Below are 25,664 nucleotides of genomic sequence, written 5' to 3'. Positions count from 1 at the left end.
TCGCCTGGAATTCGGACAAAAAATCCCGCGCAGCCGATCGGCAACGCGGGATTTTTTTAATCAGAAAGTCTGGCTAATGCACGGAAAGGCTTAGAAAAAGCCCTTCCGTTGCCACCAGCCGGCACGCTTTGGCTTGTCCTCGGCCTTTGCTTCCTCGGTCTTTGCCTCTTCGGGAACGATCGAGGAGACGACCGGCACGACCGGAGCATCCACCGGTGCGGGCTTGCGCCGCGACGGCCGGACCTTCGGCGTTTCCTCGGCAGCCGCCACTTCGGTCTCCTGCGGAACCGGCGCGGCGGTCTCGCCGGAAGCCACGGAGGCGGCCTCGGCAGCCGATGTCTCGGCGCCCGCAATCTCGGCAACTGCTTCCGCCGCAACCTTCTTCGGCTTGGCGGCGCGGCGCGGCTTCTTCGGCTTTTCGGCGCTCGGCATGTCGTCGTTCGCCGGAGCAAGCACCGCAAGCTCTTCGGCCGGCGGCGCACCTTCCGGGTCGCCGGTCACGGGCTCTGCTTCCGACACGGCACCTTCCGTCATGGCGGCTGGCTCGCCGGTGCTGGCTTCGACGCCGTCCTCGCCGTCCTCACGGCGATTGCGCTTGCCGCCGCGCTTGCCGCGCCGGCGCTTCTTGCCGTGACCGTCGTCCGCCGCTTCCGCCGTTTCGGCAACACCGGCCGGCGCTTCACGTTCCGCTTCGGCGGCTTGGTCGGCCGCGGCTACGAAGGCGTCGTCCGTCGGCGCCGAAACGGAGGCACCTTCAACGGCAGCGCCATGCTCGCGGTCCGCGTGTTCGCGATCGCCATGTTCGCGTTCCCCGTGTTCACGATCCTTGCCGCCGCGCCGTCTGCGGCGCTTGCGGCGCTTGCGATCGCGGCCTTCGCCGTCCTCGCCGGACCTTGGCTGCTGCGGCTGCTGGACAGGATGTGGCTGCTCGGCCTGCACCGGTGCCTCGTCTTCCTCCTCGATGACGATCTCGTCCTCGGGTTCTTCCGGCTCGACATAGGCCGGGAACGTGCGGGCCTCGACAAAGCCTTCAGGCTTTTCGGCCAGCGCACCGCGGAAGATGGCATAGTGTTGTGCACCGACCGCATCGTCGGCTTCGATGGTGATGGTCACGCCGAAGCGGTGCTCGAATTCCACCAGCGTGCCGCGCTTGTGATTGAGCACATAGAGCGCGGTCGCTGCCGGCGTCCGCACCGTAATGTGGCTGCGCGAATCCTTGAGCAGGAATTCCTCGATTGCCCGCACCACCATCAGCGCGACCGACGAATCGGAGCGCACATGGCCGGTGCCGCCGCAATGCGGGCAAGGCTTCATCGTCGATTCCAGCACGCTGGCACGGATGCGCTGGCGCGACATCTCCATCAGGCCGAAATGCGAGATGCGGCCGACCTGGATGCGGGCACGATCGTTCTTGAGGTGATCCTTCAGCCGCTTCTCGACGGAGCGGTTGTTGCGGTTCTCCTCCATGTCGATGAAGTCGATGACGATGAGGCCGGCGAGATCGCGCAGCCTCAATTGCCGGGCGACTTCCTCGGCGGCTTCCAGATTGGTGTGAAGTGCGGTGTCCTCTATCGAGTGCTCCTTGGTGGAACGGCCCGAATTGACGTCGATCGCGACCAGCGCTTCCGTCTGGTTGATGATGATGTAGCCGCCGCTCTTCAGCGTCACCTGCGGCTGCAGCATGCGGTCGAGCTGCGCTTCGATGCCGTTGCGCACAAAGATCGGCGTCGTGTCGCGGAACGGCTGAACCACCTTGGCGTGGCTCGGCATCAGCATGCGCATGAAATCCTTGGCCTCGCGGTAGCCTTCTTCGCCGGAAACCAGGATCTCGTCGATATCCTTGTTGTAAAGGTCGCGCACCGAGCGCTTGATCAGGCTGCCTTCCTCGTAAACCAGGGCAGGGGCCGTGGATTGCAGCGTCAGATTGCGGACGTTTTCCCAAAGCCGCATCAAATACTCGTAGTCGCGCTTGATCTCTGCCTTTGTGCGGCTTTCACCGGCCGTACGCAGGATGACACCCATGCCCTGCGGCACTTCGAGATCGGCGACCACTTCCTTCAGCCGCTTGCGGTCCTGCGCATTGGTGATCTTGCGCGAAATACCGCCGCCGCGCGCCGTGTTCGGCATCAGCACCGAATAGCGGCCGGCCAGCGACAGATAGGTGGTCAGCGCTGCACCCTTGTTTCCGCGCTCTTCCTTGACGACCTGCACCAGCAAGATCTGCCGGCGCTTGATCACTTCCTGGATCTTGTACTGGCGGCGCACCGGCTTGCGGCGGTTGCGCACTTCTTCAAGCGCGTCCTCGGCACCGACCGATTCGACCTCGTGATCGTCCGGATGCGAGGATTGCACCTCTTCCAGCATGCCGCGATCATTGTCTTCGGAGGTTGCTTCGCCGCTTGTCTCGGCCCCGCCTTTCTCGGGCCCGCTTAGCTCGACTTGCGGGACGGCTTCCGAGATTACGTCGGCATCGACGCTGGCAGCGATGGAACTGGAACCGCCTTCGGACGGCTCGGTCTCACCGCGATCGGCGACTTCATCGCTCTGTCCGGCAGCATCCTCGCTCTGTCCGGCAATGTCGGACATGGTGTTGTCGGCAGCGGAATCCAGGTTTTCTGCGACGGCATCTTCGCCGTTCTCGCTATTCTCACCGTCGGAGGCGCCTGCCTCGCGCCTGTGCTCGCCGCGGTCGCGGCTCTTGCCGCCGCGCCGGCGTCCGCGCTTGCCACGGTCGCGGCTCTGGCGGTCCTCGCCTTCGGCGGCTTCCTCGTCCTCTTCGTCCTGAGCTTCCTGTGCTTCCGCACGCAGCAGCGCCTGACGGTCGGCGACCGGAATCTGGTAGTAGTCGGGGTGTATTTCACTGAAGGCGAGGAAACCGTGACGGTTGCCGCCATATTCGACAAAGGCTGCCTGGAGGGAAGGTTCGACGCGCGTTACGCGGGCGAGATAGATGTTTCCTTTGAGCTGCTTCTTGTCCTGGGATTCAAAGTCGAATTCTTCAATACGGTTACCGCGAACGACGACAACGCGTGTTTCCTCCGGGTGGGAGGCGTCTATCAGCATTTTGTTGGGCATTATTTCGTTTCCTCCCGGCAGCCGTCGGCCGCAGCTTGCAGGACAATGCCCGCTGCCGTGGACCTGGAACATGGGTGCCGGACAATTGAACGTCCGCCGGCCGCTGCCTGAGCGCCATGGCGGTGCCGCCCGCAGCCGTAGTGGCGCGGTTTGTTGCGGACCTTTCCATGATTGCGCTTGAAGCCATCGTCACCAGCAGAACCTTTTGAACCAAAGCCCGGGAAAAACCGGACCAGCTTGTTTGCTCATACAGAGCCGGCACGGGACAATCCCGGCCGTTTTGCTCACGCAGGCGATTCCCCCGCCACGGGAGCACGCCTGCGAAAATCGTCGCGATCACCGATGCCTTCTTCGCCTGAAGCGAAAGGAGCCGTCTTGCGTCTGACCTGTAGCAGGAAGCTGCGGAGGAGGACGGTTCCAGGATTGCAGTGATCCACCATCGCTTTTATGATTTGGCGGGTTGGAAGGCAACCCCGATTCCCGATGCCGGCAAAAAGCCGTTCCGCAGCGGAAGCCCCGGTCCCAAGCCTTCCATGAAAAGGCTTGGTTAACCTTCTCTGGATACCAATCGTTAATCGAGTTCGCGGCCTGCCAGAACTTTGACAAGCAATAAGGCACTTCGACAAGCGATCGGGCATGACGCCAAACGGGAGCGACTGGTAGAAAGATGGGACTGGCAGGCTTCGCAGACAAGGGCCGTCATCATGGAGGCCGGTTCTTCCGCACCGCCTGCCTGCTGCCGCTGATCCTGGCTTGCCTGGTCTTTTCGCCGCTTTCGCGTGCTGCCGACGCACCGCTCGGTGCCACAAGCTACAAGATGGCCGGCGATGCCACCAAGATGCGCATCGTCATCAATTTCGACCGCGAGCCCGACATCAAATGGTTCCTGCTGCGCGGCCCCAATCGTCTGGTCATCGATCTGCCGGCCACGAGATTCGCCCTCAATGCCAAGGATGTGAAGCCGCGCGGGCTTGTCCGCGCCGTGCGTTACGGCGAACTCGGCGAGAGGAAATCGCGGCTGATTCTCACCGGCAAGGGACCGTTCGCCGTCGACAATCTCGACGTGCTCAAGAACGATGACGGCAAGGGCTACCGCATCGCCATCGACATGTCGGCGGCGTCGCAGCGGGAATTCGATGCGGCGCTCGCCAATCAGGCGCTGACCACCGGCTCGACGGTCTCCGCCGACAAGGCCGGCAGGGTCGGTACCGGGCCGGTCTCCAATCCGGGCCATCGTTTCACCGTCGTCATCGATCCCGGCCATGGCGGCATCGACGGCGGTGCCGAGGGCCTGAACGGTACGGTCGAGAAGAACGTGACGCTCGCCTTCGCCATGGAACTGCGCGACAAGCTCGCCGCCGGCGGCAAATACGACGTGTTCCTGACGCGTGAGACCGATGTGTTCCTGCGGCTCGACGACCGCGTGCGCATTGCCCGCCAGCATGAGGCCGACCTGCTCATCTCGATCCATGCCGACACGATCAGCCTCAAGGGCATCCGCGGCGCTACCGTCTACACCGTGTCCGACAAGGCTTCCGATCCCGAGGCGCAAGCGCTTGCCGACCGTGAAAATCTTTCCGACCAGTTCGCCGGCATGGAGATCAAGGACGACAGCAAGGAAGTGACCGATATCCTGATCGACCTGATCCGCCGCGAGACGCATAATTTTTCGATGAGCTTTGCCCATACTCTCGTCGGCCAGCTTTCCACCAGCGTCGGCCTGATCAACAACCCGCAGCGTTCTGCCGGCTTCAAGGTGCTGAAGGCGCCGGATGTTCCATCCGTGCTGGTCGAACTCGGCTATCTGTCAAATGCCAAGGACGAAGCACAGTTGCTCAGCGCCGATTGGCGCAACAAGGCGACCCAGAGCATAACCAACGCCGTTGCACTGTTTGCTTCGGCCAAGAGCGGAACGGGGGCCGGAGGCTGAAATGCCCGCCGGCGCCCACAACCTGAAGCAGCGTTGCACGGCGACAACACCCTGTGCTTTTATTTCCGGCATTCGAAACCGAAATTCCATGCTGCCGTATTTTGCCCACATGGTCGCGACATGGGTTTTGCGATTACGGTTTGGGATCGTCCCGAAAGCTTGCGTGAAGGGCGGCTTCGTTTAGGAAATTCCCGAACCAAGGACTGGAGCGGGTATGATTCGTCTCATTGGCTATTTCTTCGGCATCGGCACGACGCTGGCCCTTTTGGTCGCGGCGGGCGTGGCGATCTATATCGGCCATTTGTCGAAGGACCTGCCCGATTACGAGGTGCTGGCCAAATACGAGCCGCCGGTGACGACCCGCATCCACGCGTCGGATGGCGCGCTGATGGCCGAATATGCGCGTGAGCGGCGGCTTTATCTGCCGATTCAGGCGATCCCGGATCGAGTCAAGGCGGCCTTCCTGTCGGCCGAGGACAAGAACTTCTACAATCATCCCGGCATCGACGTGACCGGCCTTGGCCGCGCCATTGTCGTCAACCTGCAGAATGTTGGCTCGGGAAAGCGCCAGGTCGGCGCCTCGACGATCACCCAGCAGGTGGCGAAAAACTTCCTGTTGTCTTCAGACCAGACCTACGAGCGCAAGATCAAGGAGATGATCCTGGCCTTCCGCATCGAGCAGGCCTATTCCAAGGATCGCATTCTCGAGCTCTATCTCAACGAGATTTTCTTCGGCTTCGGCGCCTATGGCGTCGCCGGTGCTGCGCTCACCTATTTCGATAAATCGGTGAACGAGCTCACCGTGGCCGAGGCCGCCTATCTCGCCTCTCTGCCGAAGGGTCCGAACAACTATCATCCCTTCAAGCATGCCGATCGCGCCTTGGAGCGCCGCAACTGGGTCATCGACCAGATGGTCGAGAACGGCTACGTCACACATGAAGAAGGCGAGAAGGCCAAGGCCGAGCCGCTCGGCGTCACGCCGCGCCGCACCGGCAATTATCTCTTCGCCGGGGAGTATTTCACCGAGGAAGTGCGTCGCCAGATCATCGCGCGCTATGGCGAGAATGCGCTCTACGAAGGCGGCCTTTCCGTCCGCACGACGCTCGATCCGAAGATGCAGCTGATTGCCCGCAAGGCCATGCAGAACGGTCTCATGAAGTTCGACACGCTGCGCGGCTACCGCGGGCCGGTCACGAGCATCGACATTTCCGGCGACTGGGGCGTGCCGCTGGGCAACGTCAAGCGATTGGAGGACGTGCCGGAATGGTCGCTCGCCGTCGTGCTCGACAGCTCGGCCACCGGCCTGTCCATCGGCCTGCAGCCGACGCGCCAGATCTCCGGCGAAATCGTCAAGGACCGCGTCGAAGGCACTGTCAGCAAGGAAGACATGAGTTTCGCCATGCGCCACGTGGTCGACGGCAGGACAGTCAAGGCGAAGTCGCCGGCCGACGTGCTGAAGCCGGGCGACGTGATTTTCGTGCAGAAGAACGAAGGCTCGGACAACAGCTACAGCTTGCGCCAGGTTCCCGAAGTGGAGGGCGGCCTGATCGCCATGGATCCGCATACCGGACGCGTCCTGGCCATGGTCGGCGGTTTCTCCTACGCGCAATCGGAGTTCAACCGGGCGACGCAGGCCATGCGCCAGCCCGGATCGTCGTTCAAGCCGATCGTCTATTCGGCCGCCCTCGACAATGGCTATACGCCTGCCTCGGTGATCATGGACGGGCCGATCACCATCCAGAGCGGCAACACGACCTGGACGCCCAAGAATTACGACGGAACGGTGGCCGGCCCGGCGACCTTGCGCTCCGGTATCGAGAAATCGCGCAACCTGATGACGGTGCGGCTTGCCAACGACATGGGCATGAAGCTGGTCGTGGAATATGCCGAGCGTTTCGGTGTCTACGACCATCTGGCGCCGTATCTGCCGATGGCGCTGGGATCCGGCGAGACGACGGTGATGCGCATGGTGTCGGCTTATTCGATCATGGCCAATGGCGGCAAGTCGATCAAGCCGTCGCTGATCGACCGCATCCAGGACCGCTACGGCAAGACCGTCTTTAGGCAGGACGAACGCGGCTGCTCGAACTGCAACGCCGCCGAGTGGCAGAACCAGCCAGAGCCGGAGCTGGTCGACAACTCCGAGCAGGTGCTCGATCCGATGACCGCCTACCAGATCACATCGATGATGGAGGGCGTCGTGCAACGCGGTACCGGCGCCACCATCAACGAACTCGGCCGCCACATCGCCGGCAAGACCGGAACGACCAACGACGAAAAGGATGCCTGGTTCATCGGCTTTACGCCGAACCTCGTTGTCGGCCTCTACATGGGCTACGATCAGCCGAAAGGTCTTGGCAAGGGCGCGACCGGCGGCGGCCTTGCCGCGCCGATCTTCAAGGACTTCATGCGCGTGGCGCTGGACGGCACGCCCAATGTCGACTTCAAGGTTCCGGAAGGCATGAAGCTGATTGCGATCAATCGCAAGACCGGCATGCGGGCCAACGCGGGCGACGCCGGAGCCTTCATCGAAGCCTTCAAGCCGGGTACAGGTCCCGCCGACAGCTATTGGGTGATCGGCATGGGTGCGGACGGCTCCAACGCCACCGGCGGGGCGCTGTCGCCGCAGGCCAACCAGGCCATCCAGTCGGGCGGCGGCGGGCTCTACTGACAATCGCTACATCGGGTCGGGCCGGCTTGACGATCTTGGTCGAGCCGGTTCATTCCGCTTTACAGGGGCCGGTACATTACAGGGGCCGGCGCTTTACAGGAGACCGTGCCGTCCCTATGTATCGCGCCACCAAACCGCCATCCAGCAACAGGACAGAACAGCCAGCCATGCGCGCGGAAACGCAAAATATTGTCGACGAGATCAGGCAGGCGATCACCCTGCTGAGGAGGCATCTTTGACTGGGACCAAGCCATAAAGCGGCTTGAGTACTTGAACGTCCGCGCCGAGGATTCCAGCCTCTGGAACGAGCCGCTGGAAGCGCAAAAGCTGATGCGCGAGCGTCAGGGCCTCGAGGAAGGCATTGCCGCGGTCAAAGGCCTCACCCAGGCCCTGGAAGACAATATCGGCCTGATCGAGCTTGGCGAGGAAGAGGGCGACGAGGGCGTCATCGCGGAGGCCGAAGCGGCGATCCGCTCGATGCGCGGCGAGGCCAAGGCGCGCCAGATCGAAACGCTGCTGTCGGGCGAGGCTGATGCCAACGATAGCTATCTGGAAGTCCATGCCGGCGCCGGCGGCACCGAAAGCCAGGACTGGGCCTCGATGCTTCTGCGCATGTATACGCGCTGGGCCGAGCGCCGCCGCTTCAAGGTCGAGGTGCTGGAAGTGCATGACGGCGAAGAAGCCGGCATCAAGTCCGCCACGCTGCTGATCAAGGGCCACAACGCCTATGGCTGGCTGAAGACGGAATCCGGCGTGCATCGTCTCGTGCGGATTTCGCCCTATGACAGCAATGCGCGCCGCCACACCTCCTTCGCCAGCGTCTGGGTCTATCCCGTCATCGACGATACGATCGACATCGACGTTTCCGAATCCGACGTCCGTATCGACACTTACCGTTCTTCGGGATCGGGCGGCCAGCACGTCAACACTACCGACTCGGCGGTGCGCATAACCCATCTCGCCACCGGCATCGCGGTCGCCTGCCAGGCGGAGCGCTCCCAGCACAAGAACAAGGCGAAGGCCTGGGAAATGCTGCGCTCGCGGCTTTACGAGGAAGAGCTGAAGAAACGCGAAGCGGTGGCGAACGCCACGGAAGCGTCGAAGAGCGATATCGGCTGGGGCCACCAGATACGTTCCTACGTGCTGCAGCCCTATCAACTGGTGAAGGATCTGCGCACCGGTGTCGAGAGCACCAGCCCGTCGAGCGTGCTCGACGGCGACCTCGACGATTTCATGGAAGCCTCACTGTCGCAGCGGATCGAGGGTGGCGCTGGTGAAACGGTGGCCGATATCGACTGAGGCTGGCGGCACCAGTCCGGCAGTACCTGGTTTCATCACGCGAGAGTTACGGCCGTCGCGCGAGAGTGACGAGCTCTCAATTTGAACTTACCTGTCGTTCTACAACTTTGTTTTTCATCGAATTTTTCAAAATCGATTTACGCTTTTGACGCGGATGCCTCGGGCCTGCCGGTGCCAAGCCTGGAACCAGCGCGAGCCGATCCCGTTATTGGCGATCCCACTGCCGGGGTTGACCAGGTTTCGTCGATCAGGACGGCAGGTTGGTTCCGGTTGCAGAGGTCGGCGTTCGGTTGCGACAGCAATTACTTGCGCCAACCAAGGAATCAGCCCAGCATTCATGCGCTGGGGAGGAAAAAAGCATTTATGGCCGGACGCGGCGTATCTGCGACCTGACGATCCGGCCACTGGGAAGACACGTTCCGGGAACGGGCAAGCGAGATGCTTGACAACCGTTGATAGGAACTGCGCTCATGCCTGCTCTCACAACCAGACCGGCCCCAGTCGCCCGCACGGCGCGCCGACTCCTGAATTCACTTGTCGCGGCAGTGGTTTTGATAGCTGCCGCCATTCCATTTGCAGCGCCTGCTCTGGCGCATGATGCCAAGCCGACCGCGGCCATGCCGCAAGGCTGGAGCTATCCGTTCTCCTGCTGCTCGGGCTATGATTGCCGCGAGGTCTCTCAGACATCGATCAGCGAACGTCCCGAGGGCTATGTCATCAAAGGGACCGGGGAAGTCGTGGCCTATAGCGACAAGCGGATCAAGAATTCGCCCGACGGCGAATATCATTGGTGCTCCGTTGCCGGTGCTAATGACGGAAAGACCATCTGCCTGTTCGTGCCCCCCTCGTCCTATTAGCGCATGGCGCCCAAAAGCTTGCCCACGGCGTGACACCGAGGGCGTGCAGCGGTTTCGTATCGATGGGCCTTCGATCGGCAACCCAGCACTTTTAACCTGTGCATCGCAGGCTCGCAGGTCGCTGACAGGCAGTTGTCAGGAGCGTTTCTTTATGCTGCCTTTGCTTACGGGCGGTGGCATTGTGAGGGACTAATCCATGACCATCAAGGCAAGCTGCCACTGCAAGGCGACGACATTCGAGGTTTCGCAAGCGCCGCAGACAGTGACGCGATGCACCTGTTCCTTCTGTTCGAAACGCGGTTCGTTGTGGGCCTATTACACCCCATCGCAATTCAGACTCACCAGCCCGCCGGAGAATGTTTCGTTCTACCAGTGGGGATCGAAAACCATAAAACACGGTTTTTGCGCCACCTGCGGCTGCGGCACCTTCACCGAGACGCCGGACTGGTCGACAGGCGAGCCGAATTTCGACAATCCGAAGATCAGCGTGAACTCGCGGCTGTTCGACGATTTCGATCTCGACAAGGTCGAAGTGGTGGTCATCGACGGCAAGAATCTCTGGTAGCAGGTTGAATTGCGGTGGTCGCGCGAGCCGCTGCAGGCGTGTGGAATTGAGCCGGGGAAAGCCGCGGCAGCGGCTTTTGCTGGTCCGCTTTTCGCCGCATTTCATGTTACAAGTCGCTGGAAGGGCTGATGCGGTGCGCCGTTGCGTGGCCGTGGAATGGAGAGGGACCACCGTATGAAAAAGATTGTGCTCGCCGTCGTGGCGACGGCTGTGCTCGTGAGCGCATGCACCACCGATCCCTACACCGGGGAGCAGAAGGTTTCCAACACCGCTGCCGGCGCCGGTCTCGGCGCTTTGGCGGGTGCCGGGCTCGGCATGCTTGCCGGCGGCAACGACCGCCGCAACGCGCTGATCGGCGCGGGCATCGGCGCGCTTGCCGGCGGTGCCATCGGTGCCACCATGGACCAGAACGAGGCCGAACTGCGCCGGCAGCTTCAGGGCACCGGCGTCAGCGTCACCCGCACCGGCGACCAGATCATCCTCAATATGCCGTCCGACATCACTTTCAACGTCGACCAGGATGCGGTGAAGGCCGGTTTCTATCCGGTGCTGAATTCAGTGGCCCTTGTGCTGAAAAAGTTCCGCCAGACCACGGTCGACGTGTTCGGCCACACCGACTCGACCGGCAGCGACGAGCACAATTTCGACCTGTCGCAGCGGCGCGCATTGGCGGTCGCCAACTATCTGTCTGGACAGGGCGTCGATTCCCGCCGCTTCGCCGTCACCGGCTTCGGCAAGACGCGTCCGATCGCCTCCAACGCGACCGCTGCCGGCCGGGCTCAGAACCGCCGCGTCGAAATCCAGCTGTCGCCGCTTACCTGAGGCAAGCGTACGAACCTGGAGCGGCCTCGCAAGGGCCGCTCCAATGGCTATGCCGGACCGCCGGCCCCCTTCGTTCGTGATGTCAGGACCGGGCCGGCTGATCGACAATCGCGGCAACGATCCGGCGCACAATTGGAAGCACAATCAGCAGACTGGGAAACGCGACAAGCCATGAAGCGCCCCATGCACAGCTCCAGGCCGCAATAAACCCGTTCGTCCAGCCTGCGCCGATTGCCGTCGAGACCGCCGAGACAATCGAGGACATCAGAATCGAAAGAACCAACGGCATCACCACCGCGCCGTAGGAGGGTGGCAGCTTTCTCAATTTGAAGGCTCGGTTCGATGATGCATGCATCGAAATCTCCCAATCAGAAATGTGCGTAAGCGTTGTGAGGACGATCAGGCGGCATATGCCGTCTGCAGCGCCAATTCCCGAATGAAGCTTCGCAGCGAACGCGGCTCGCGGCCAAGCGCGGCGCGCAACGTCAGGCTGTTCCCGCCGAGGCCGTATTTGGCGTAGTGGCTGTGTACTTTGGCCAGCATCTGCAACTGGCGGTCGGTATAGGGAAGGCGGACCTTCGCCGCCCAGTCCTGAAATGTCGGCTCGCCCGCCGAAACCGGCCGGCCAAGCGCTTGGCTCATCATGGCGACGACCTCTTCGCGGCTGTGCATACCGTCGGCGCACAGTTCGAGGGTCGCATAGGACAAACGCGCTTCGGTCAGTGCGATCGCTGCCACTTCAGCCACGTCGCGGTAGTCGACGCGGGCGAGCTTCGCCGTCTTTGGAAACGGCTCGGCGAAAACGCCGTGCTCGACGACGGACGGCCAGGCGGCCGCGATATTTTGCATGAAATTGGCCGGGTGCAGAATGGTGTATTCCATGTTCGTCGAATAGAGGGCAGCTTCGACGGGTATCTTGCTTGCATGGTTTTCCAGCCTCGTGTTGGTGGGCTGGATCACCGACGAAAAGACGAACTTCCGAACGCCCGCTCGCGCCGCCGCCTCAACCATGGCAACCCCCATGGCGGCTTCGTCGGGAGCAAAGGCCGGTCCGATGTGAAAGACACCGTCGACACCTTTCACTGCCTGATCAAGGCTCTGATGGTTGCGCAGATCTCCGATCGCGATCTCGGATGCACCGGCTTTCCGGGCTTTTTCGGCAGCCGCCGCGTCACGAACAAGCGCTCGAACCCTGGCAGTGCGGCGGACGAGTTCAGGCACAACCAAACCGGCAACGCGGCCTGCGGCGCCTACGACCAGGACAGTTGGACTGGGTGTTCGCATGACGATCTCCTTCCCTCGAGTCTGCCTTTTCGGCCTATGCAGGGAAGATAAAATCTGGCGAACTGCGTTACAATTCATCGATTTTGCGATAGTTTCTCCCGAGTTTCGGGAGAAATACGCGATGAGCCGGATAGATGATTTCGAAGCCTTCATTGCCATTGTCGAGCATGGCAGCCTGACGGCTGCCGCACGCCGGCTAAACCGATCGCTGCAGTCGGTCAGCCGGTCCCTGGCGACATTGGAGGAATCAATCGGGGTCGAGCTTCTGCACAGGACGACACGCCGCTCTATGCCGAGCGAAGCCGGAGCGGCCTTTTTCCAGCGCATCAAACCCGCCGTCGAGGAAATTAACGAAGCCAGGCTTCAAGCGGCCAATCGACGGTCGGAGCCATCGGGCATCCTGCGCGTGAGTGCGCCGGTTCTGTTCGGCCCGGACTTCCTCGTGCCGGCAATCGCCGACTATATGCGGACATATCCCCGGGTCGAGGTTGACCTCCAGCTTTCCGATGAATTTGTCGATCTCGATGCAGAGGGTCTCGATCTGGCGGTAAGGATCGGCAATTTGCCGGATTCCAACTTACGTGCGAAGCGCCTGGGGGCGCTGCGGCGCGTGGTGTTCGGCGCGCCTGCCTACTTCCAGCAACACGGCCGACCGGCCCATCCGCTCGAACTGCGCGAGCATGAATGCATCGTACGAACCGTTGACGGCCGCCGAGGCGAATGGATGTTTCAGATTGAAGGCAAGCCCCGGCCGGTGAAGGTCGCGGGCACCTTCCGGTCGAATTTGATGATATCGATCTATGCGGCCGCGGTTCACGGATTGGGTTTGGGCTACTCGCCGCTTTGGCAGGTAAAACACCTGGTGGACGATGGCCGCCTGGAACTGGTTCTGACCGAATTTGAGCCGGTGCTAGTGCCGATACACGCCGTATGGCCGGAAGGCAGATCATCCTCGGCCAAAGTCCGCGCTTTTCTGGATCTGCTGGCATCCCGCCTGGAACTCAAGAACCTTTAGGACAAAGCGATCCAAGCCCTGGAAATGTGCCACGGAAGGGTGTCATTTGGAAGGAACTGCGCGGCCATGGGACGCGCGCGAGCGCCGTATCAGACCTTGGCGACTATACGCATAAAGGCCGGCATGTCGTCGCCGAAGCCGACGGTCGCGTCGTTGTCTTCCTGGCGCTGGCGGGCAGGGCGCTCGCGCTGCGGCCTGGTGTCGCCGCGTTCCGGCGCGCGCCGTTCGTTGCGATCGGGCGAAGCTTTGCGTTCGGTGTTTTCGGAGCGGATCGCGTCCTTGCGGGTACGCCGCTCGCCGATGTCGGCGACTTCGGCCACGACCGGCTGTTCCTCGCTGACCGCTTCCGGCGCCGCTTCTTCGCTGCGCTTGGCGTGGCGTTCACGCGGCTTGCGCTCGCCCCTGTCCTTGGCGTCGTCCTTGCGGCCGGCGCGGCGTGGCGCACCTCGGCCACGGCGCGGGGCCTCATCCTCGCCGCTCTCGCTGGCGACGACCGTCGACAAATCGCCGTCATGCCACTCGATCTTGGTGCCGATCAGCCGCTCGATGGCGTCGATGTATTTGGTGTCCGACTTGGTCGCGATGGTGAAGGATTTGCCGGAGCGTCCGGCGCGGCCGGTACGGCCGATGCGGTGGACGTAATCCTCGGCGTGGATCGGCACGTCGTAATTGAAGACATGGCTGACATCGGGAATGTCGAGGCCGCGCGCCGCGACGTCCGAAGCAACGAGGTAGCGCAGCTTGCCGTCGCGGAAATTGGCCAGCATCTGCATGCGCGCGCGCTGGTCCATGTCGCCGTGCAGAGCGCCGGCGTCGAAATCATATTTCAAGAGCGAGCGGAACAGCTCCGATACTTCGATCTTGCGGTTGCAGAAGATGATGGCGTTCTTCAGCTCGGCATCCTCGGCCTTCATCAGATTGCGCAGCGTCTCGCGCTTGTCCCAGGGTTTCGGCCCGGATTTCACCAGCCGCTGGATGATGTTGGTGGCGGCCGATGCTGCCTTCGACACTTCGACGCGCACCGGCGCGTGAAGGAATTTCTCGGTGAGCTTGGTGATTTCCGGCGGCATCGTCGCCGAGAAGAACAGCGTCTGCCTGGTGAACGGGATCATCTCGCAGATACGCTCGATGTCGGGGATGAAGCCCATGTCGAGCATGCGGTCGGCCTCGTCGATGACGAGGATCTCGACGCCGTTGAGCAGGAGCTTGCCGCGCTCGCGATGGTCGAGCAGGCGGCCGGGAGTCGCGATCAGCACGTCGGCGCCGCGCTCGAGCTTCTTGTCCTGCTCGTCGAAGGACACGCCGCCGATCAGCAGCGCGATGTTGAGCTTGTGGTTCTTGCCGTATTTGACGAAGTTTTCCTCGACCTGCGCGGCGAGCTCGCGCGTCGGCTCGAGGATCAGCGTGCGCGGCATGCGGGCGCGGGCGCGGCCCTTTTCCAGCCGGGTGAGCATCGGCAGGACGAAGGACGCCGTCTTGCCGGTGCCGGTCTGGGCAATGCCCAGCACGTCCTTGCCGAGCAAGGCGTGAGGGATGGCGCCAGCCTGGATCGGCGTCGGCTCGGTGTAGCCGGCATCGGTAACTGCGGAAAGGACCTTCGGCGACAGGCCGAGGTCTGCGAAGGTCAACGCTTCTTGAGCGATCTGGGTGTCTGAGGACAAGTTTGGCTGTCTTTGGCTGGTTCGGGGGCGCAACATAAGCAGTCGCGGCAAGCGCCGCGCGCCTGCAAGATTGGTATTGCAGGTAGGCGCAAGCCCACGATTTGTCAACACAAACGGGCGGCATTGGCGCGATTGTGAAGTCGTAACCTTAATCGCGATGCTTAATTTGCGCAGTGGCTGCCGCGCCGCCTCAATACCTGAACTGTTCGGCGAGAATGCGCTCGTTCCACGAATGGTTGGGATCGAACAGCAGCGTCGCCGTTGCCGTCGGCGATTCCCTCACCGTGACCGTCGTCACCGCCTTGACTTCGGTGTGGTCGGCGGCGGCATTCACCGGCCGCTTTTCCGGCTCCAGAATGTCGAAACGCACGATCGCCTTGTTGGACAGCAGCGCGCCGCGCCAGCGCCGCGGACGAAACGGGCTGACCGGGGTCAGCGCCAGCAGCGGAGCGTCGAGCGGAAGGATCGGCCCGTGCGCCGACAGATTATACGCGGTCGAGCCGGCCGGCGTCGCAATCATCACGCCGTCGCAGTGCAATTCCTCCAGCCGCTCTTGCCCATCCACGGTGATGCGGATCTTGGCGGTCTGGTAGGACTGGCGCCAAAGCGCGACCTCGTTGATCGCCAGCGCCGAAATCGTCTCGCCCTCCGCCGTCACTGCCTGCATCTCCAGCGGACGGATGGTTTCGGCAACGGCCGCCGCAATGCGCCCGGTCAAGCCGCTGGCGCGGTATTCGTTCATCAGGAAACCGATGGTGCCACGGTTCATGCCGTAGACCTTCTTTCCCGTGCTCATCGTCTCGCGCAGCGTCTGCAGCAGAAAGCCGTCGCCGCCGAGCGCCACGACGATCCCGGCCTCTTCGACGGATGCCTGGCCGTAGCGCGCAGAAAGGCTTTCCAGCGCCGCATTGGCGTCGGCTGTACCGGATGAGACGAAGGCGAAACGGCTGGCGGTTTTGCTCATGGCTCTCAACGACAACCGATTGGCGACGACCGTCTGGCGACCGATTGGCGGCGACCGGTTGCTGGGCCGCGCCAGCGCCGGGTTAGCATGGGTGGGCATTTCTGCAAAGGGAGGGAGGTGCCTGGAGATGGCGGCCAAATAAGACGCACTCGCGCATCATGTCGCGGGACAAAATGATGTGATGGTTAAGATCCGCCTTAAACTCTCGTAAAGCCGGATCGATCATGTTAGCCGGCAGCGGACGGGCGGCGTGGGGGCTAACCAGTCGAGGCCGATCTATTGCCGCTGGCACGCTTGATTATTGTCTTCCTGATGCTGGCAAGTTTTGCCCTGGCTTTCGCGGAACTGGTGCGCCAGTCGGAGGAAAAGAGTTTTAGACCCGAGCCCACGGCCTCACGCTGCGGCGACGCGGTGGGGACACCCTGTCCGCAAAGGGCGCTTTGACGCAATAACCCTAGTCCTTATCGGGCGAGCAGATGGCAGCCGGCCTGGCGCTTTTGCGCGAGATACTCGTCGACAAGCTGGCGATAGCGGACTTTGCCGAAGCTCGGGAAATGGCCGCCATGCACGACCGAGACATCGAGGTTGCGCATGCGCAGCAGCGTTTCCACATAATCGTCGATATCGGAGTGATAGACGTCGTCGATCAGCGGGCCGTCATAGACGATGTCGCCGGAAAACAGGATGCCCGTCCTGTTTTCGTAGAGCGCAATGCCGCCGGGTGAATGACCGGGCGTGTGGATCACCTCGAAGGCACGGTCGCCGAGATCGACGATATCGCCTTGCTCGAGCAACTGGCCGGCTGGTGCGGGCAGGATCCGGTAGTGCTTCGCATCCCAGCCTTGCGGCATGCCGTCGAACATCTCGTCGGTGGCATAGCGGTCGGCAACCGTCCATTCGTTGCGCGGATCGGCGAGGATCTCGGCCTCGGCCGGGTGGACGCAGCGGTCGGGAAATTCGTGATGGCAGCCGATATGATCGAAATGCGTGTGGCTGGCCACGCAGGTGAGCTTGCGTTCCGTCACCAGCGGCACATGGCGCCGCAGGCTGAAATGGCCGAGGCCGGTGTCGAACAGAAGATCGCGGTCGCTCCCGCGCACATGCCAGATGTTGCAGCGGAAGAACGGCTTGATCCACGGCTCGTGGATCAGCGTCACGCCATCGCCCATGCGGATGGTTTCGTACCAGTGGCCGGCGTCGATGGTTGGAAGCGTGCTCATGTTCAGTCCGCAAGCAGGATGATGTCGCCAGCATCGCACGATACCGCGACCACGTCGCCCGGCTGGACGGCCGATACGGCCGAGACCTTGGCGATGAAGTGCAGCGCCGGGTCGGTCGTGGAGGTCCCCAGCACGCGCTTGAAGCTGCCCTGAAAGACGACATCGTTCACCTTGATCATGCCAAGTGCCACAGCACCGCCGGCAGCGCCGAGGACAAGATGCTCAGGCCGGATGGCCAGCGCAACGGTCGAGCCGACCGGCAATGTGCCGGCCAGCGAGAGCTGCCCAAGCTTCGTGGTGACGGTGATTTTGCCGCTCTTCGCCTCCGTCACCGTTCCCGATATCAGCGTGCTTTCGCCCATGAAAGTCGCGGAAAAGCGCGTCGCCGGCCGTGCATAGACGCGCTCGGGCGGTCCTTCGTCCTCGATGCGCCCGTCATTCATCACCACGCAATGATCGGCCAGCGCCATCGCTTCTTCCTGGTCGTGGGTGACGTGGATGAAGGCGGTGCCGACGCGTTTCTGGATCGCCTTCAGTTCGTCCTGCATCTGCCGGCGCAATTTCAGGTCGAGCGCGCCGAGCGGCTCGTCGAGCAACAGCACCGCCGGCTCGACCACCAGGGCGCGCGCCAGGGCCACGCGCTGCCGCTGACCGCCGGAAAGCTGGTGCGGCTTCTTGTCGAAGGCGGTGGCCAGCCCAACCAGCGCTAGCGCCTCGCGCGCCCTTGTTGCCCGGGTTGCGCCATCGACACCCTGCATGCGCAGGCCGAAGCCGACATTGCTGCCGACGCTCATATGCGGGAACAGCGCATAGTCCTGGAACACGGTCGTCGTCGGCCGCTTCGCCGGTGGGACGGCGGTGCAGTCCTCGCCGCGGATCAGCACCTTGCCTTCGCTCGGCGTGACGAAGCCGCCGAGGATGGACAGAAGCGTCGTCTTGCCGGAGCCGGACGGCCCGAGCAGGATCGTGTAGCTGCCCGGCTCGATCGTCAGCGAGACGTTCTTCAGCACCGTGTGCTGGCCGAAGCGATGCGAGACGGAGCTTATATCGACCAGTGGCGCACTCATGCCGGCTTCCTCCGCAACAGCATCAGCTCGAACAATACCACCAGTACGATGGAGACGGCGAAGACCAGCGAGCCGACGGCGTTGGTCTTGGGATTGAGGCCGGAGCGCAGCAGGTTCCAGATCTCGACCGGCAGCGTCGTGTCGAAGCGCGTCAACAGGAACGAGATCACGAATTCGTCCCAGGAGAAGGTCATCGACAGGAAGAAACCAGCGAAGATAGCCGGCGCCATGACAGGCACCGTGATCAAAAGCAGCACCTTCCATTCGGGCGCGCCGAGGTCGCGCGCCGCGCGCTCGATATTGATCTGGTGGTCGCCCATCTGGCTGTAGACGATGGCAAAGCAGAGCGGCAGGTTGATCACCACATGGCCGATGCCGGCGGCAGTGAGCGACTTCGGCACGCCGGCCCAGTTGAACAGCACCAGCAACCCCATGCCGATGATCAGATAGCTGACGGTCAATGGCAGCGTGATCAGCCCGCGCATCAGGCCCGAGCCCGGCAAGGCGAAGCGCGCAAAACCCCAGGCGGAGAGGAAGCCGAGCGTGACGGCGGCAGCCGAGGAGACGACCGCCACCAGCAGCGAATTGACCAGCGCCGAGGTCAGCCGCGTGTCGGCAAGCACGGCCTCGTACCAGCGCAGCGACGGCCCGGTGAAGGGCGGGATCGGAAACGACGTCGCCTGCAGCGAAAACAGCACCAGCACCACCACCGGCAGGAAGATGAAGCCATAGATGGCGAGGGCGTAAAGGCCGGAGACGAGGCGGATGAAAGCGCGCATGGTCAGGCCCGCTCGATCTTCAGCCAGCGGGCGCAGGCGAGATAGGCGATGGTGACCACCGCCATCAGGATGATCGACAGCGCCGAAGCGAGCGGAAAGTCGCCGCGCCGGCCGATCTGCATCATGACGAGTTGCGGCATCAACAGCTCGTTGTTGCCGCCGAGGATCTGCGGCGTGATGTAGTCGCCGATGCACAGCACAAAGGTGAGGAAGGCGCCGACCATGATGCCGGGCAGCGTCAGCGGCAGAACGACATGCAGGAATGTGCGCACCGGCCCGGCGCCGAGGTCGGCGGCGGCCTTGCGGTAGCTTGGGCTGAGCTGCTTCAGATTGGCGAAGATCGTCAGCGTCAGTAGCATGACGAAGAAATGCACGAAGCCGGTGACGGTCGCTAGCCGCGTATTGGCGAGCTGCAGCGGTTCGCCGAACAGGCCGGAGCCGGTCAGCACGCGGTTGACGACGCCGTTCTGCGCCAGCACCAGCAGCCACGAATAAGAGCGCACGACATAGGAGGTCCAGAACGGCAGCACCGCCAGCATCAGCGCCAGCCGCTGCCAGCGCTCCGGCACCTGCTCGGCCAGAATCCAGGCAAAGGGATAGGCAAGCAACACGGAGATCACGGTAACGATGGCGGTGACCTGCAGCGAGTTCACCATCGCCTGCCAGTAAGATGGATTGGCAAAGAACTGGCTGTAGTTGGACAGCGTGAAGCCGCCGCCTTCATGCGCCGTCAGGCTGGATACGGCCATGGCGACGAAGGGCAGCACGAAGAACAGCAACGTCCAGCCGAGCGCCGGCGTGACCAGCGCCCAGGGCAGGGCACGTTCACTCTTTGTGGCAGCGCTCACGACCGGCAGCCGGTCATTGCGCCTGTAGCATTTCGGTCCAGACGTCCTGCATCTTCTTGTCGAGATCGGCGTTCGGCGCCGGATAGGACTGGGCGCGGGCGAGGAACTCCGGCTGCTCGTCGAAGCGCAGGATCTTCTTCTGCTCGTCGCTCAACGCCGCCTTGCTGTTCGCCGGCATGCCCCAATAGCAGGACGAGGTGGCGAGCCGCGCCTGGCCTTCGGGGCTCATAATGTACTGGATGAATTTAAGCGCCAGCTCCTTGTTCTTGGAATCCTTGAACATTGCCAGCGACTGCGACCACAGCACGGCGCCTTCCTTCGGAATTGAGAAGTCCAGCGCAGGGTTTTCCTTGGCCAGCCCCGCCGTCACCCATTCGCCGCCGCCGACCAGTATGTCGACCTCGCCGGTCGCCAGCGCCGTCTGGCTGGCGGTCACTTCGCCGACCAGCTTGGCGTTGGCCTTCATTTTGAGCAGCTCTTCCTTGATGGCGGGAAGGTCGGCTTCGGTCAGTTGCGCCGTCTTCTTGCCGATCGCCAGTGCGGCCATGCCGATGACCGGCAGGTAATAATCGTAGATGGCGATCTTGCCCTTGTATTTGTCACCGGTCAGCGCGGCAAGCGACTGCATGTCGGCCGGGTCGACCTTGGTCTTGTTGTAGCCGATCGTGTTGTAGCCGAACTTTTCGGTGATGCCGTAGCGCTTGCCGTCGACGACAGTGGAGCTATCCATCTTCACCTGCGGAAACAGATCGGACAGCGGCAGCTTGTCTTCCGGCAGCGGCTCGAACAGACCCTTTTCGACGCCGCGCGGTACGTCGATGCTGTCGATCACCATCACGTCCCAGTCGCCGGGCTGCGACTGGTCGACGATGGCCAGGCCGGCGCCGGTGCCTTCGAATTCCTTGACATTGACCTTGACGCCGTTCGCCTCCTCGAACGGCTGCAACAGCGCCGGATCGGCGTGATCGCACCAGATCAGCGCGTTGAGGTCCTGCGCCTGAGCGAGGCTGCCCGCCGCCAGCAGCAGTGCTGCCGCGGCACAGGCGCCCTGGAGATGGCTCCTCAGAACGGAAAGTGGATTCCTGACGGTTGGATTGGGGGTCTTTGGATTGACGGACATCGAGTGTTCTCCCTTGCCTTTTTGGCTTGTCGCAAAAAATTGAACCAATTCTAAAATTGAGTCAATTCTGTTTTTGTGGCAAACAGCCGCTATGAGCGGATTGCGGGCAAGGCAGAAGGCGGATCGGCACCGCCGTATCATCGAGGCAGCGGCGGCGCTTTTCCGCGACGCCGGCTATGAAGGCGCCAAGATCGAGACCATCGCCGCGCAGGCCGAAGTCTCGGTCGGCACGATCTACAACTACTACCAGAACAAGGGCGACATCCTCGGCGCCATCGTTTCGATGGAGGTCAACGAGGTGCTCAATGCCGGGCGCGGCGTCGTCGCCAACCCGCCGGCCAATGTCGGCGACGCGCTAGACACGCTGCTCGGCATCTATATCGAGCACTCGCTGCATTACCTCAGCAAGGAGATGTGGCGGCAGGCGATGGCGATCTCGACGCAACTGCCGGACAGCCCGTTCGGCCAGGCCTACACCGCGCTAGACCGCGCACTGACCGAGCAGATACGTGCGCTTATCGCCCGCCTGCAGGCATTCGGCCTGGTGCGCCGCGACATCGACGGGACGGCGCTCGGCGAACTCATCTTCAACAACATGAACATGATGTTCATCGAGTTCGTGAAGCGCGAGGAAGCGAGGATTGCAGAGTTGCGCACGGCGATACGGCGGCAGAACCGGATATTGGTGGCAGCGATCGGAGTGTAAGAAGATCAAGAGCGAGTAGGGCCTGCAACACAAATCGCCCGGAGCATCGCCTAACGGTTGATCAGCCATAGAATGGCCGAGAGCACGATGCTGACAAGTATCCCCGTGGTGATGGGGACATAAAGCCTGAAGTTCTCACGCTCGATCACGATATCGCCGGGCAGCCTGCCAAGGCCGGTCCGGGCCAACCAAGGCCACAGCAGGCCTATGGCAACTATGCTGAGGCCAACGACGATCAGAGTTCGCGACATGGCAGCATCCTGCCGGAAATAGCATCGTGCCAGAAATATAGTGTTGCCGGGTCTTGCAAGCAGCGCTTCCTTTCGATGTTGCCTCTTGAGTTGAGGTTGAAATCTGATACAACCTAAAAGGGCATCAAGGGAGGGATTGGATGCAGATTTCCATCTGGCATTGGGCAATACTGCTGCTGCTGATCGGCGTGCCTGTCTTTTTTGCTGTCCGATCTGCGACAAAGCCCTCAGGGAATCCAGCAGCCCCTGTGGGAATTGGCGGCTGGCTTATGCTGCTGGCGATCCTTCAGGCTCTCTCCCCGCTACGCACGCTCGTCTCATTGGGCTCATCGAGTGAAGGCTACCGACAGCTCAGGACGCTCCCGAATGGCACTTTGGCGGTCTACGGCGAGATTGCCCTCTTGCTGGCGTTTATGGTGTTCCAGGTGGTTGTGCTCTTTGCGATGCTGCTGCGGAGTTACCGCTTCAAGCAGCTGTTCCTGTATCAGTGGTTCGCGATACCAACCGTGTTTATTCTGGACGCGGTATGGATCTCTGTGGTTATGAGCGCTCCTGTGAGCTTGGTGCTTGCAGGGGATGCACTGGTAATGCCGGCAGTTTCTTTTGTCCTGACCGGCATCTGGGTCGCCTACGTCTACAAGTCGGTCAGGGTGAGAAACACGTTCGACAGGGCCGCGATTTCCGGTCAGGTCGCGAGTGCGTCATAGAGCTTGCCGCGAGTCCTATGCATGGCTGCCGACAAAAATGCTGGGCGCCCAATTTGGACCCGGATCATCCGGCTACTAGGCCTGCTCTCGCGAGGATTTCAGGAGCCGGCGTGACATGCCCGTGCGGCTTGCAGTAGTCCGGGTCGATCGCGCGATAGCCGAGCAGATGGCCGAGTGGCGCCAGGATCGCCAGCGCCACTCGCTGAATCGCAGGTGGCGGGTGCGTGAAGACGATTACGTCGGCAAATTCCCTGGCGATGACTGCCGCCTGAAGCGGCGAAGGCCTGCCTTTTCTGTCCACCTTGCCGGCATTGGCCAAGCCGAAGAGCATGCCGATCAGCAGCTCGAAACGGTTCGGGTCGACATTGTCCGCACCTGGCGCCCGGTCGACTTCGACCAGGACATGCGCTTCTTCGGTTTTGCTGCTGTTCCACCAATCATGTGCGACGCCTGCTTCGACCGTGGCGGATTGGCCAGGCCCCAGGGACAAAGTCTTCCCGGCGATGCAAGCGTCGAGCCGGCCACGGAGGACGGTAAACCGTTCCGTCAGGTTCGGGTGGAAGTGCTCGCCCACCACGGCGGCTCCCGGCCGGGCGGTCAGATGAGCGATACCCGGTCCCTGGCCGCGGTCTTCGGTGCCACGCAGGATGACTGCATATTCGCCGGTCACCTTGTTCTCGTAGACATCTCCACAGCGTGACATAGATCAGCTCCGGGTTTCAGAGCACCAGGGCCTGGCAATTTATCGTCAAAGGGTCGGTCGTTCAACGACGCTTGAACGGGCGATTGCGGAAACACCAGCCGCCGGCTCCTCGTCAATGCGGGCGATCAGCGCTCTACCGAATATGCTTGGGCGGCCGCGCTCGTGGAAACGGCACGACCGTCAGTGGCGCCTTGCGGAATTCCGCGATGGCTATTTCTTCAATCAGCGCGTCGAGGGCCTCGTTGACGCGTCGGCTCGTTTCATCCGCGCCGCAGAGGCGGTTTTGTGTGCACTCCAAAAGCTCGCGCGCCGCGGCGAAATCACTCCGCATGACAACACCCGTTGGTTTTGGCCCGCCGCACGAACATTGTCGGCGCGCTTAATTGAGCGAGTGCTAATATACACAGGGGTAATTTAATCGAATGCTGTTAAAATGGCCCGGAACCCGGAGAGAGGCCGAAATGACGGCCCTATAAGGGCGAGACACGAATAGGTTTGGCGTCTCCTAGTATGGGACGCCAAAACGCAATCTGGCGTCAGATTAAGCCGGCAATCTCAGGCAAAGTTTGTGGCTCCCCGACGGGGACGGAACGCGCGGGCCTAGTAGGTTCTTGGGCGGCTTAGAAATTCTCGGGCGGCGGCAATCTGGCGTCGATGCTCGCGAAGGAATGCCGCGCCGAAACAAATGGCGAATGCCAGTACCGAAAGGCTTGTCGTTGCTCTTGATGCAGGATCGGGATCGGGACTTATCAGGAAACGGAAGCCGAACGCGAAGGCGAAGACGACAACGCCACCAAACATGCCGCTGACGAAGGGGGCGGTCGTGCGTCTCTGCTCCAACGAAGACTCCTATGGTTTCCCCTGGGGTTTTTCCGCTAGGGAACTATGGTTTCCGCTAGGGAATATATGCGTTGAAGCTGATGTGCCACCGATCCTGACGGCCCCGGCCTGTGGATATCGGGGATGAGCAGATATCAGGCGCCCCGGAGGTCTCAAGCAGCCCGTACTGGTGCCCCCGGACGGGATCGAACCGCCGACCTTCGGTTTACAAAACCGCTGCTCTACCAGCTGAGCTACAAGGGCACGGCGCTCCGGTTAGCATATTTGCTGCGCCAGTAAAGACAAAACTCCGTTTTTCGGTTCCCGGCGAACGCGCCGGTTCTGCCGCCGGGGCGTCCTGAAAACGGCCAATTCGCTTCCTATATTGATCGAAGGTGCAATCGCATCAGCGAGGCAGTCGCATGATCAGGTTTGTCATCATTCTCCCGCTCGTCGTCGTGGCCTGGGTTCTCCTGGTGAAACTCATCAAGGACCTGAAGCGCGCCAATATCGACTGGACCGGCGTCACCACCATCATCGGCTTTATCGCGCTCGCCTTCTGGCTTCGCCATATCACCGGCATGGGCTGAGGCCTGCCGGTTGTTCCGGTGAACTGTCGAACAGCGCGACCGTTCGTGGTCGCGTGGCTGACAGCATCGGACCGGGCGATTTCCCTTTTTCTAGAAAAAATCCAAAAAAGATCTTCGAACCTTTTTCCTTGTCGGGACGACTGATGGTCAAGAGGCGGTTGGATCGCCTCCCGCAACAAGGAGATCGTCATGTTCAAGCGCACCATCGTTTCCGGCCTCGTCGCCACCACTGTCGCCGCCGCCATGCTGGTCGGCACGGTTCAGCCTTCGGCCGCCCATCACAAGCACAAGCACCTCGGCATCGGTATTGCCGCAGGCGTCGGCGGCTTCCTGCTCGGCAGCGCGCTGGCCCAGCCGCGCACCGTCTATATCGAGGACGACGGCGGCTCCTGGCACGTCCGGCGCTGCCTCGACCGCTACCAGAGCTACGACCCGTACTCGGACACCTATGTCGGCTACGACGGCTATCGCCATCGCTGCCGGCTTTGAGAGCCCAGCTTGAGAGGAGGTGACCGTTTCAGGCAACAGGAAGAAGGGGCACCCCACTGCCCCTTTTTCTGTGTGTCTGAGTGGCAAGGCTGAGGGATTGTTCCTCCGACTTCTTAGGACCTGGGTTCCTCGCCCGCCGCGAAGCGGGGGAGAGGTGGGCGCGCAGCGGCCGCCGGGGGGGGGGGGGGGGGCGCACCCCACTACCGTGCGCGCGCGACCCGG

General features: G+C 62.2%; 25 protein-coding genes and 1 tRNA gene. 12 read left to right on the top strand and 14 right to left on the bottom strand.

The window, feature by feature from the left end; translation table 11 throughout:
- Positions 1-90 precede the first annotated feature (90 nt).
- The gene (locus AC0L2Y_RS28875) at positions 91-3,075 is read right to left on the bottom strand and encodes an Rne/Rng family ribonuclease (RefSeq protein WP_473561183.1); all 2,985 of its coding nucleotides are present in this window, start codon (positions 3,073-3,075) and stop codon (positions 91-93) included.
- A gap of 667 nt (positions 3,076-3,742) precedes the next feature.
- Between AC0L2Y_RS28875 and AC0L2Y_RS28870 the strand changes: the two genes are divergently transcribed.
- The 7 genes from AC0L2Y_RS28870 to AC0L2Y_RS28840 all read left to right on the top strand — a co-directional run bounded on the left by AC0L2Y_RS28870 (position 3,743) and on the right by AC0L2Y_RS28840 (position 11,219).
- A complete protein-coding gene (locus tag AC0L2Y_RS28870) occupies positions 3,743-5,005 on the top strand; it encodes an N-acetylmuramoyl-L-alanine amidase (RefSeq protein ID WP_352668225.1) in 1,263 nt (420 codons plus the stop codon).
- A gap of 214 nt (positions 5,006-5,219) precedes the next feature.
- On the top strand, positions 5,220-7,676 hold the full coding sequence (locus tag AC0L2Y_RS28865) for a penicillin-binding protein 1A (protein WP_473561181.1): 2,457 nt from the start codon (positions 5,220-5,222) through the stop codon (positions 7,674-7,676).
- A 167-nt stretch (positions 7,677-7,843) separates the two neighbouring features.
- Positions 7,844-8,975 (top strand): peptide chain release factor 2 gene (gene prfB / locus AC0L2Y_RS28860; RefSeq protein ID WP_352451084.1). Its coding sequence is split into 2 segments (ribosomal slippage): positions 7,844-7,909 and positions 7,911-8,975, totalling 1,131 coding nucleotides; the frame shifts between segments, so codons are not numbered across the junction.
- Positions 8,976-9,056: 81 nt separating this feature from the next.
- Positions 9,057-9,368, top strand: a complete 312-nt coding sequence (locus AC0L2Y_RS28855) for a hypothetical protein (protein WP_352492522.1) — start codon at positions 9,057-9,059, stop codon at positions 9,366-9,368.
- Between the two features lie 77 nt (positions 9,369-9,445).
- Positions 9,446-9,832 carry a hypothetical protein gene (locus tag AC0L2Y_RS28850; RefSeq protein WP_031212810.1) on the top strand — a complete coding sequence of 129 codons (387 nt, stop codon included), beginning with the start codon at positions 9,446-9,448 and terminating at the stop codon, positions 9,830-9,832.
- Between the two features lie 196 nt (positions 9,833-10,028).
- Positions 10,029-10,397, top strand: coding sequence for a GFA family protein (locus AC0L2Y_RS28845; protein ID WP_023679923.1), 369 nt, complete (start codon positions 10,029-10,031; stop codon positions 10,395-10,397).
- A gap of 174 nt (positions 10,398-10,571) precedes the next feature.
- On the top strand, positions 10,572-11,219 hold the full coding sequence (locus AC0L2Y_RS28840) for a YiaD family glycine zipper/OmpA-like lipoprotein (RefSeq protein WP_254817106.1): 648 nt from the start codon (positions 10,572-10,574) through the stop codon (positions 11,217-11,219).
- An 82-nt stretch (positions 11,220-11,301) separates the two neighbouring features.
- Here the strand turns inward: AC0L2Y_RS28840 and AC0L2Y_RS28835 are convergent, their stop codons facing one another.
- Both AC0L2Y_RS28835 and AC0L2Y_RS28830 read right to left on the bottom strand, forming a co-directional pair.
- On the bottom strand, positions 11,302-11,574 hold the full coding sequence (locus AC0L2Y_RS28835) for a DUF2798 domain-containing protein (protein WP_473561180.1): 273 nt from the start codon (positions 11,572-11,574) through the stop codon (positions 11,302-11,304).
- A 44-nt stretch (positions 11,575-11,618) separates the two neighbouring features.
- Entirely contained in the window at positions 11,619-12,503 is an 885-nt protein-coding gene (locus AC0L2Y_RS28830) for an NmrA family NAD(P)-binding protein (protein ID WP_473561178.1), read from the bottom strand.
- A 121-nt stretch (positions 12,504-12,624) separates the two neighbouring features.
- On the opposite strand from AC0L2Y_RS28830, the gene AC0L2Y_RS28825 reads away from it, so the two are divergent.
- Entirely contained in the window at positions 12,625-13,518 is an 894-nt protein-coding gene (locus tag AC0L2Y_RS28825; RefSeq protein WP_473561176.1) for a LysR family transcriptional regulator, read from the top strand.
- An 89-nt stretch (positions 13,519-13,607) separates the two neighbouring features.
- On the opposite strand, the gene AC0L2Y_RS28820 is transcribed toward AC0L2Y_RS28825, so the two are convergent.
- The 7 genes from AC0L2Y_RS28820 to AC0L2Y_RS28790 form a co-directional block, all read right to left on the bottom strand.
- Positions 13,608-15,179 (bottom strand): DEAD/DEAH box helicase, encoded by a 1,572-nt coding sequence (locus AC0L2Y_RS28820; RefSeq protein WP_473561174.1) that lies wholly within the window; start codon positions 15,177-15,179, stop codon positions 13,608-13,610.
- A gap of 190 nt (positions 15,180-15,369) precedes the next feature.
- Positions 15,370-16,143, bottom strand: a complete 774-nt coding sequence (locus AC0L2Y_RS28815; RefSeq protein ID WP_023679915.1) for an NAD kinase — start codon at positions 16,141-16,143, stop codon at positions 15,370-15,372.
- A 461-nt stretch (positions 16,144-16,604) separates the two neighbouring features.
- A complete protein-coding gene (locus AC0L2Y_RS28810; protein ID WP_473561173.1) occupies positions 16,605-17,363 on the bottom strand; it encodes an MBL fold metallo-hydrolase in 759 nt (252 codons plus the stop codon).
- Positions 17,364-17,365: 2 nt separating this feature from the next.
- Positions 17,366-18,430: an ABC transporter ATP-binding protein gene (locus AC0L2Y_RS28805; protein ID WP_473561172.1), complete on the bottom strand. Its 1,065-nt coding sequence runs from the start codon at positions 18,428-18,430 to the stop codon at positions 17,366-17,368.
- Positions 18,427-19,209: an ABC transporter permease gene (locus tag AC0L2Y_RS28800; RefSeq protein WP_352492513.1), complete on the bottom strand. Its 783-nt coding sequence runs from the start codon at positions 19,207-19,209 to the stop codon at positions 18,427-18,429. The genes AC0L2Y_RS28805 and AC0L2Y_RS28800 overlap by 4 nt, the downstream gene beginning before the upstream one ends.
- A gap of 2 nt (positions 19,210-19,211) precedes the next feature.
- Entirely contained in the window at positions 19,212-20,057 is an 846-nt protein-coding gene (locus tag AC0L2Y_RS28795; RefSeq protein ID WP_473561170.1) for an ABC transporter permease, read from the bottom strand.
- A gap of 13 nt (positions 20,058-20,070) precedes the next feature.
- Positions 20,071-21,177, bottom strand: coding sequence for a polyamine ABC transporter substrate-binding protein (locus AC0L2Y_RS28790; RefSeq protein WP_473561168.1), 1,107 nt, complete (start codon positions 21,175-21,177; stop codon positions 20,071-20,073).
- Positions 21,178-21,268: 91 nt separating this feature from the next.
- Here AC0L2Y_RS28790 and AC0L2Y_RS28785 point away from each other — a divergent pair, with 91 nt between their 5' ends.
- On the top strand, positions 21,269-21,883 hold the full coding sequence (locus AC0L2Y_RS28785; protein ID WP_473561167.1) for a TetR/AcrR family transcriptional regulator: 615 nt from the start codon (positions 21,269-21,271) through the stop codon (positions 21,881-21,883).
- A gap of 50 nt (positions 21,884-21,933) precedes the next feature.
- On the opposite strand, the gene AC0L2Y_RS28780 is transcribed toward AC0L2Y_RS28785, so the two are convergent.
- Positions 21,934-22,134, bottom strand: a complete 201-nt coding sequence (locus AC0L2Y_RS28780; RefSeq protein ID WP_023679908.1) for a DUF2905 domain-containing protein — start codon at positions 22,132-22,134, stop codon at positions 21,934-21,936.
- Positions 22,135-22,274: 140 nt separating this feature from the next.
- Here AC0L2Y_RS28780 and AC0L2Y_RS28775 point away from each other — a divergent pair, with 140 nt between their 5' ends.
- The gene (locus tag AC0L2Y_RS28775) at positions 22,275-22,841 is read left to right on the top strand and encodes a DUF2569 family protein (protein WP_473561166.1); all 567 of its coding nucleotides are present in this window, start codon (positions 22,275-22,277) and stop codon (positions 22,839-22,841) included.
- Between the two features lie 64 nt (positions 22,842-22,905).
- Here the strand turns inward: AC0L2Y_RS28775 and AC0L2Y_RS28770 are convergent, their stop codons facing one another.
- The 3 genes from AC0L2Y_RS28770 to AC0L2Y_RS28760 all read right to left on the bottom strand — a co-directional run bounded on the left by AC0L2Y_RS28770 (position 22,906) and on the right by AC0L2Y_RS28760 (position 24,627).
- Positions 22,906-23,544, bottom strand: coding sequence for a cupin domain-containing protein (locus AC0L2Y_RS28770; RefSeq protein WP_473561165.1), 639 nt, complete (start codon positions 23,542-23,544; stop codon positions 22,906-22,908).
- Between the two features lie 133 nt (positions 23,545-23,677).
- Positions 23,678-23,875 carry a hypothetical protein gene (locus AC0L2Y_RS28765; RefSeq protein ID WP_352492506.1) on the bottom strand — a complete coding sequence of 66 codons (198 nt, stop codon included), beginning with the start codon at positions 23,873-23,875 and terminating at the stop codon, positions 23,678-23,680.
- A gap of 676 nt (positions 23,876-24,551) precedes the next feature.
- A tRNA-Thr gene (locus AC0L2Y_RS28760) sits at positions 24,552-24,627 on the bottom strand.
- A 158-nt stretch (positions 24,628-24,785) separates the two neighbouring features.
- Between AC0L2Y_RS28760 and AC0L2Y_RS28755 the strand changes: the two genes are divergently transcribed.
- Positions 24,786-24,953: a hypothetical protein gene (locus AC0L2Y_RS28755; RefSeq protein WP_352492505.1), complete on the top strand. Its 168-nt coding sequence runs from the start codon at positions 24,786-24,788 to the stop codon at positions 24,951-24,953.
- 189 nt (positions 24,954-25,142) lie between these two features.
- Positions 25,143-25,442, top strand: a complete 300-nt coding sequence (locus AC0L2Y_RS28750; RefSeq protein WP_473561163.1) for a BA14K family protein — start codon at positions 25,143-25,145, stop codon at positions 25,440-25,442.
- Positions 25,443-25,664: the final 222 nt, after the last annotated feature.

This window comes from Mesorhizobium sp. WSM4830 (assembly GCF_055811495.1).
The sequence above is the reverse complement of the archived record's forward strand: the minus strand, read 5'-3'. Positions and strand labels throughout refer to the sequence as shown.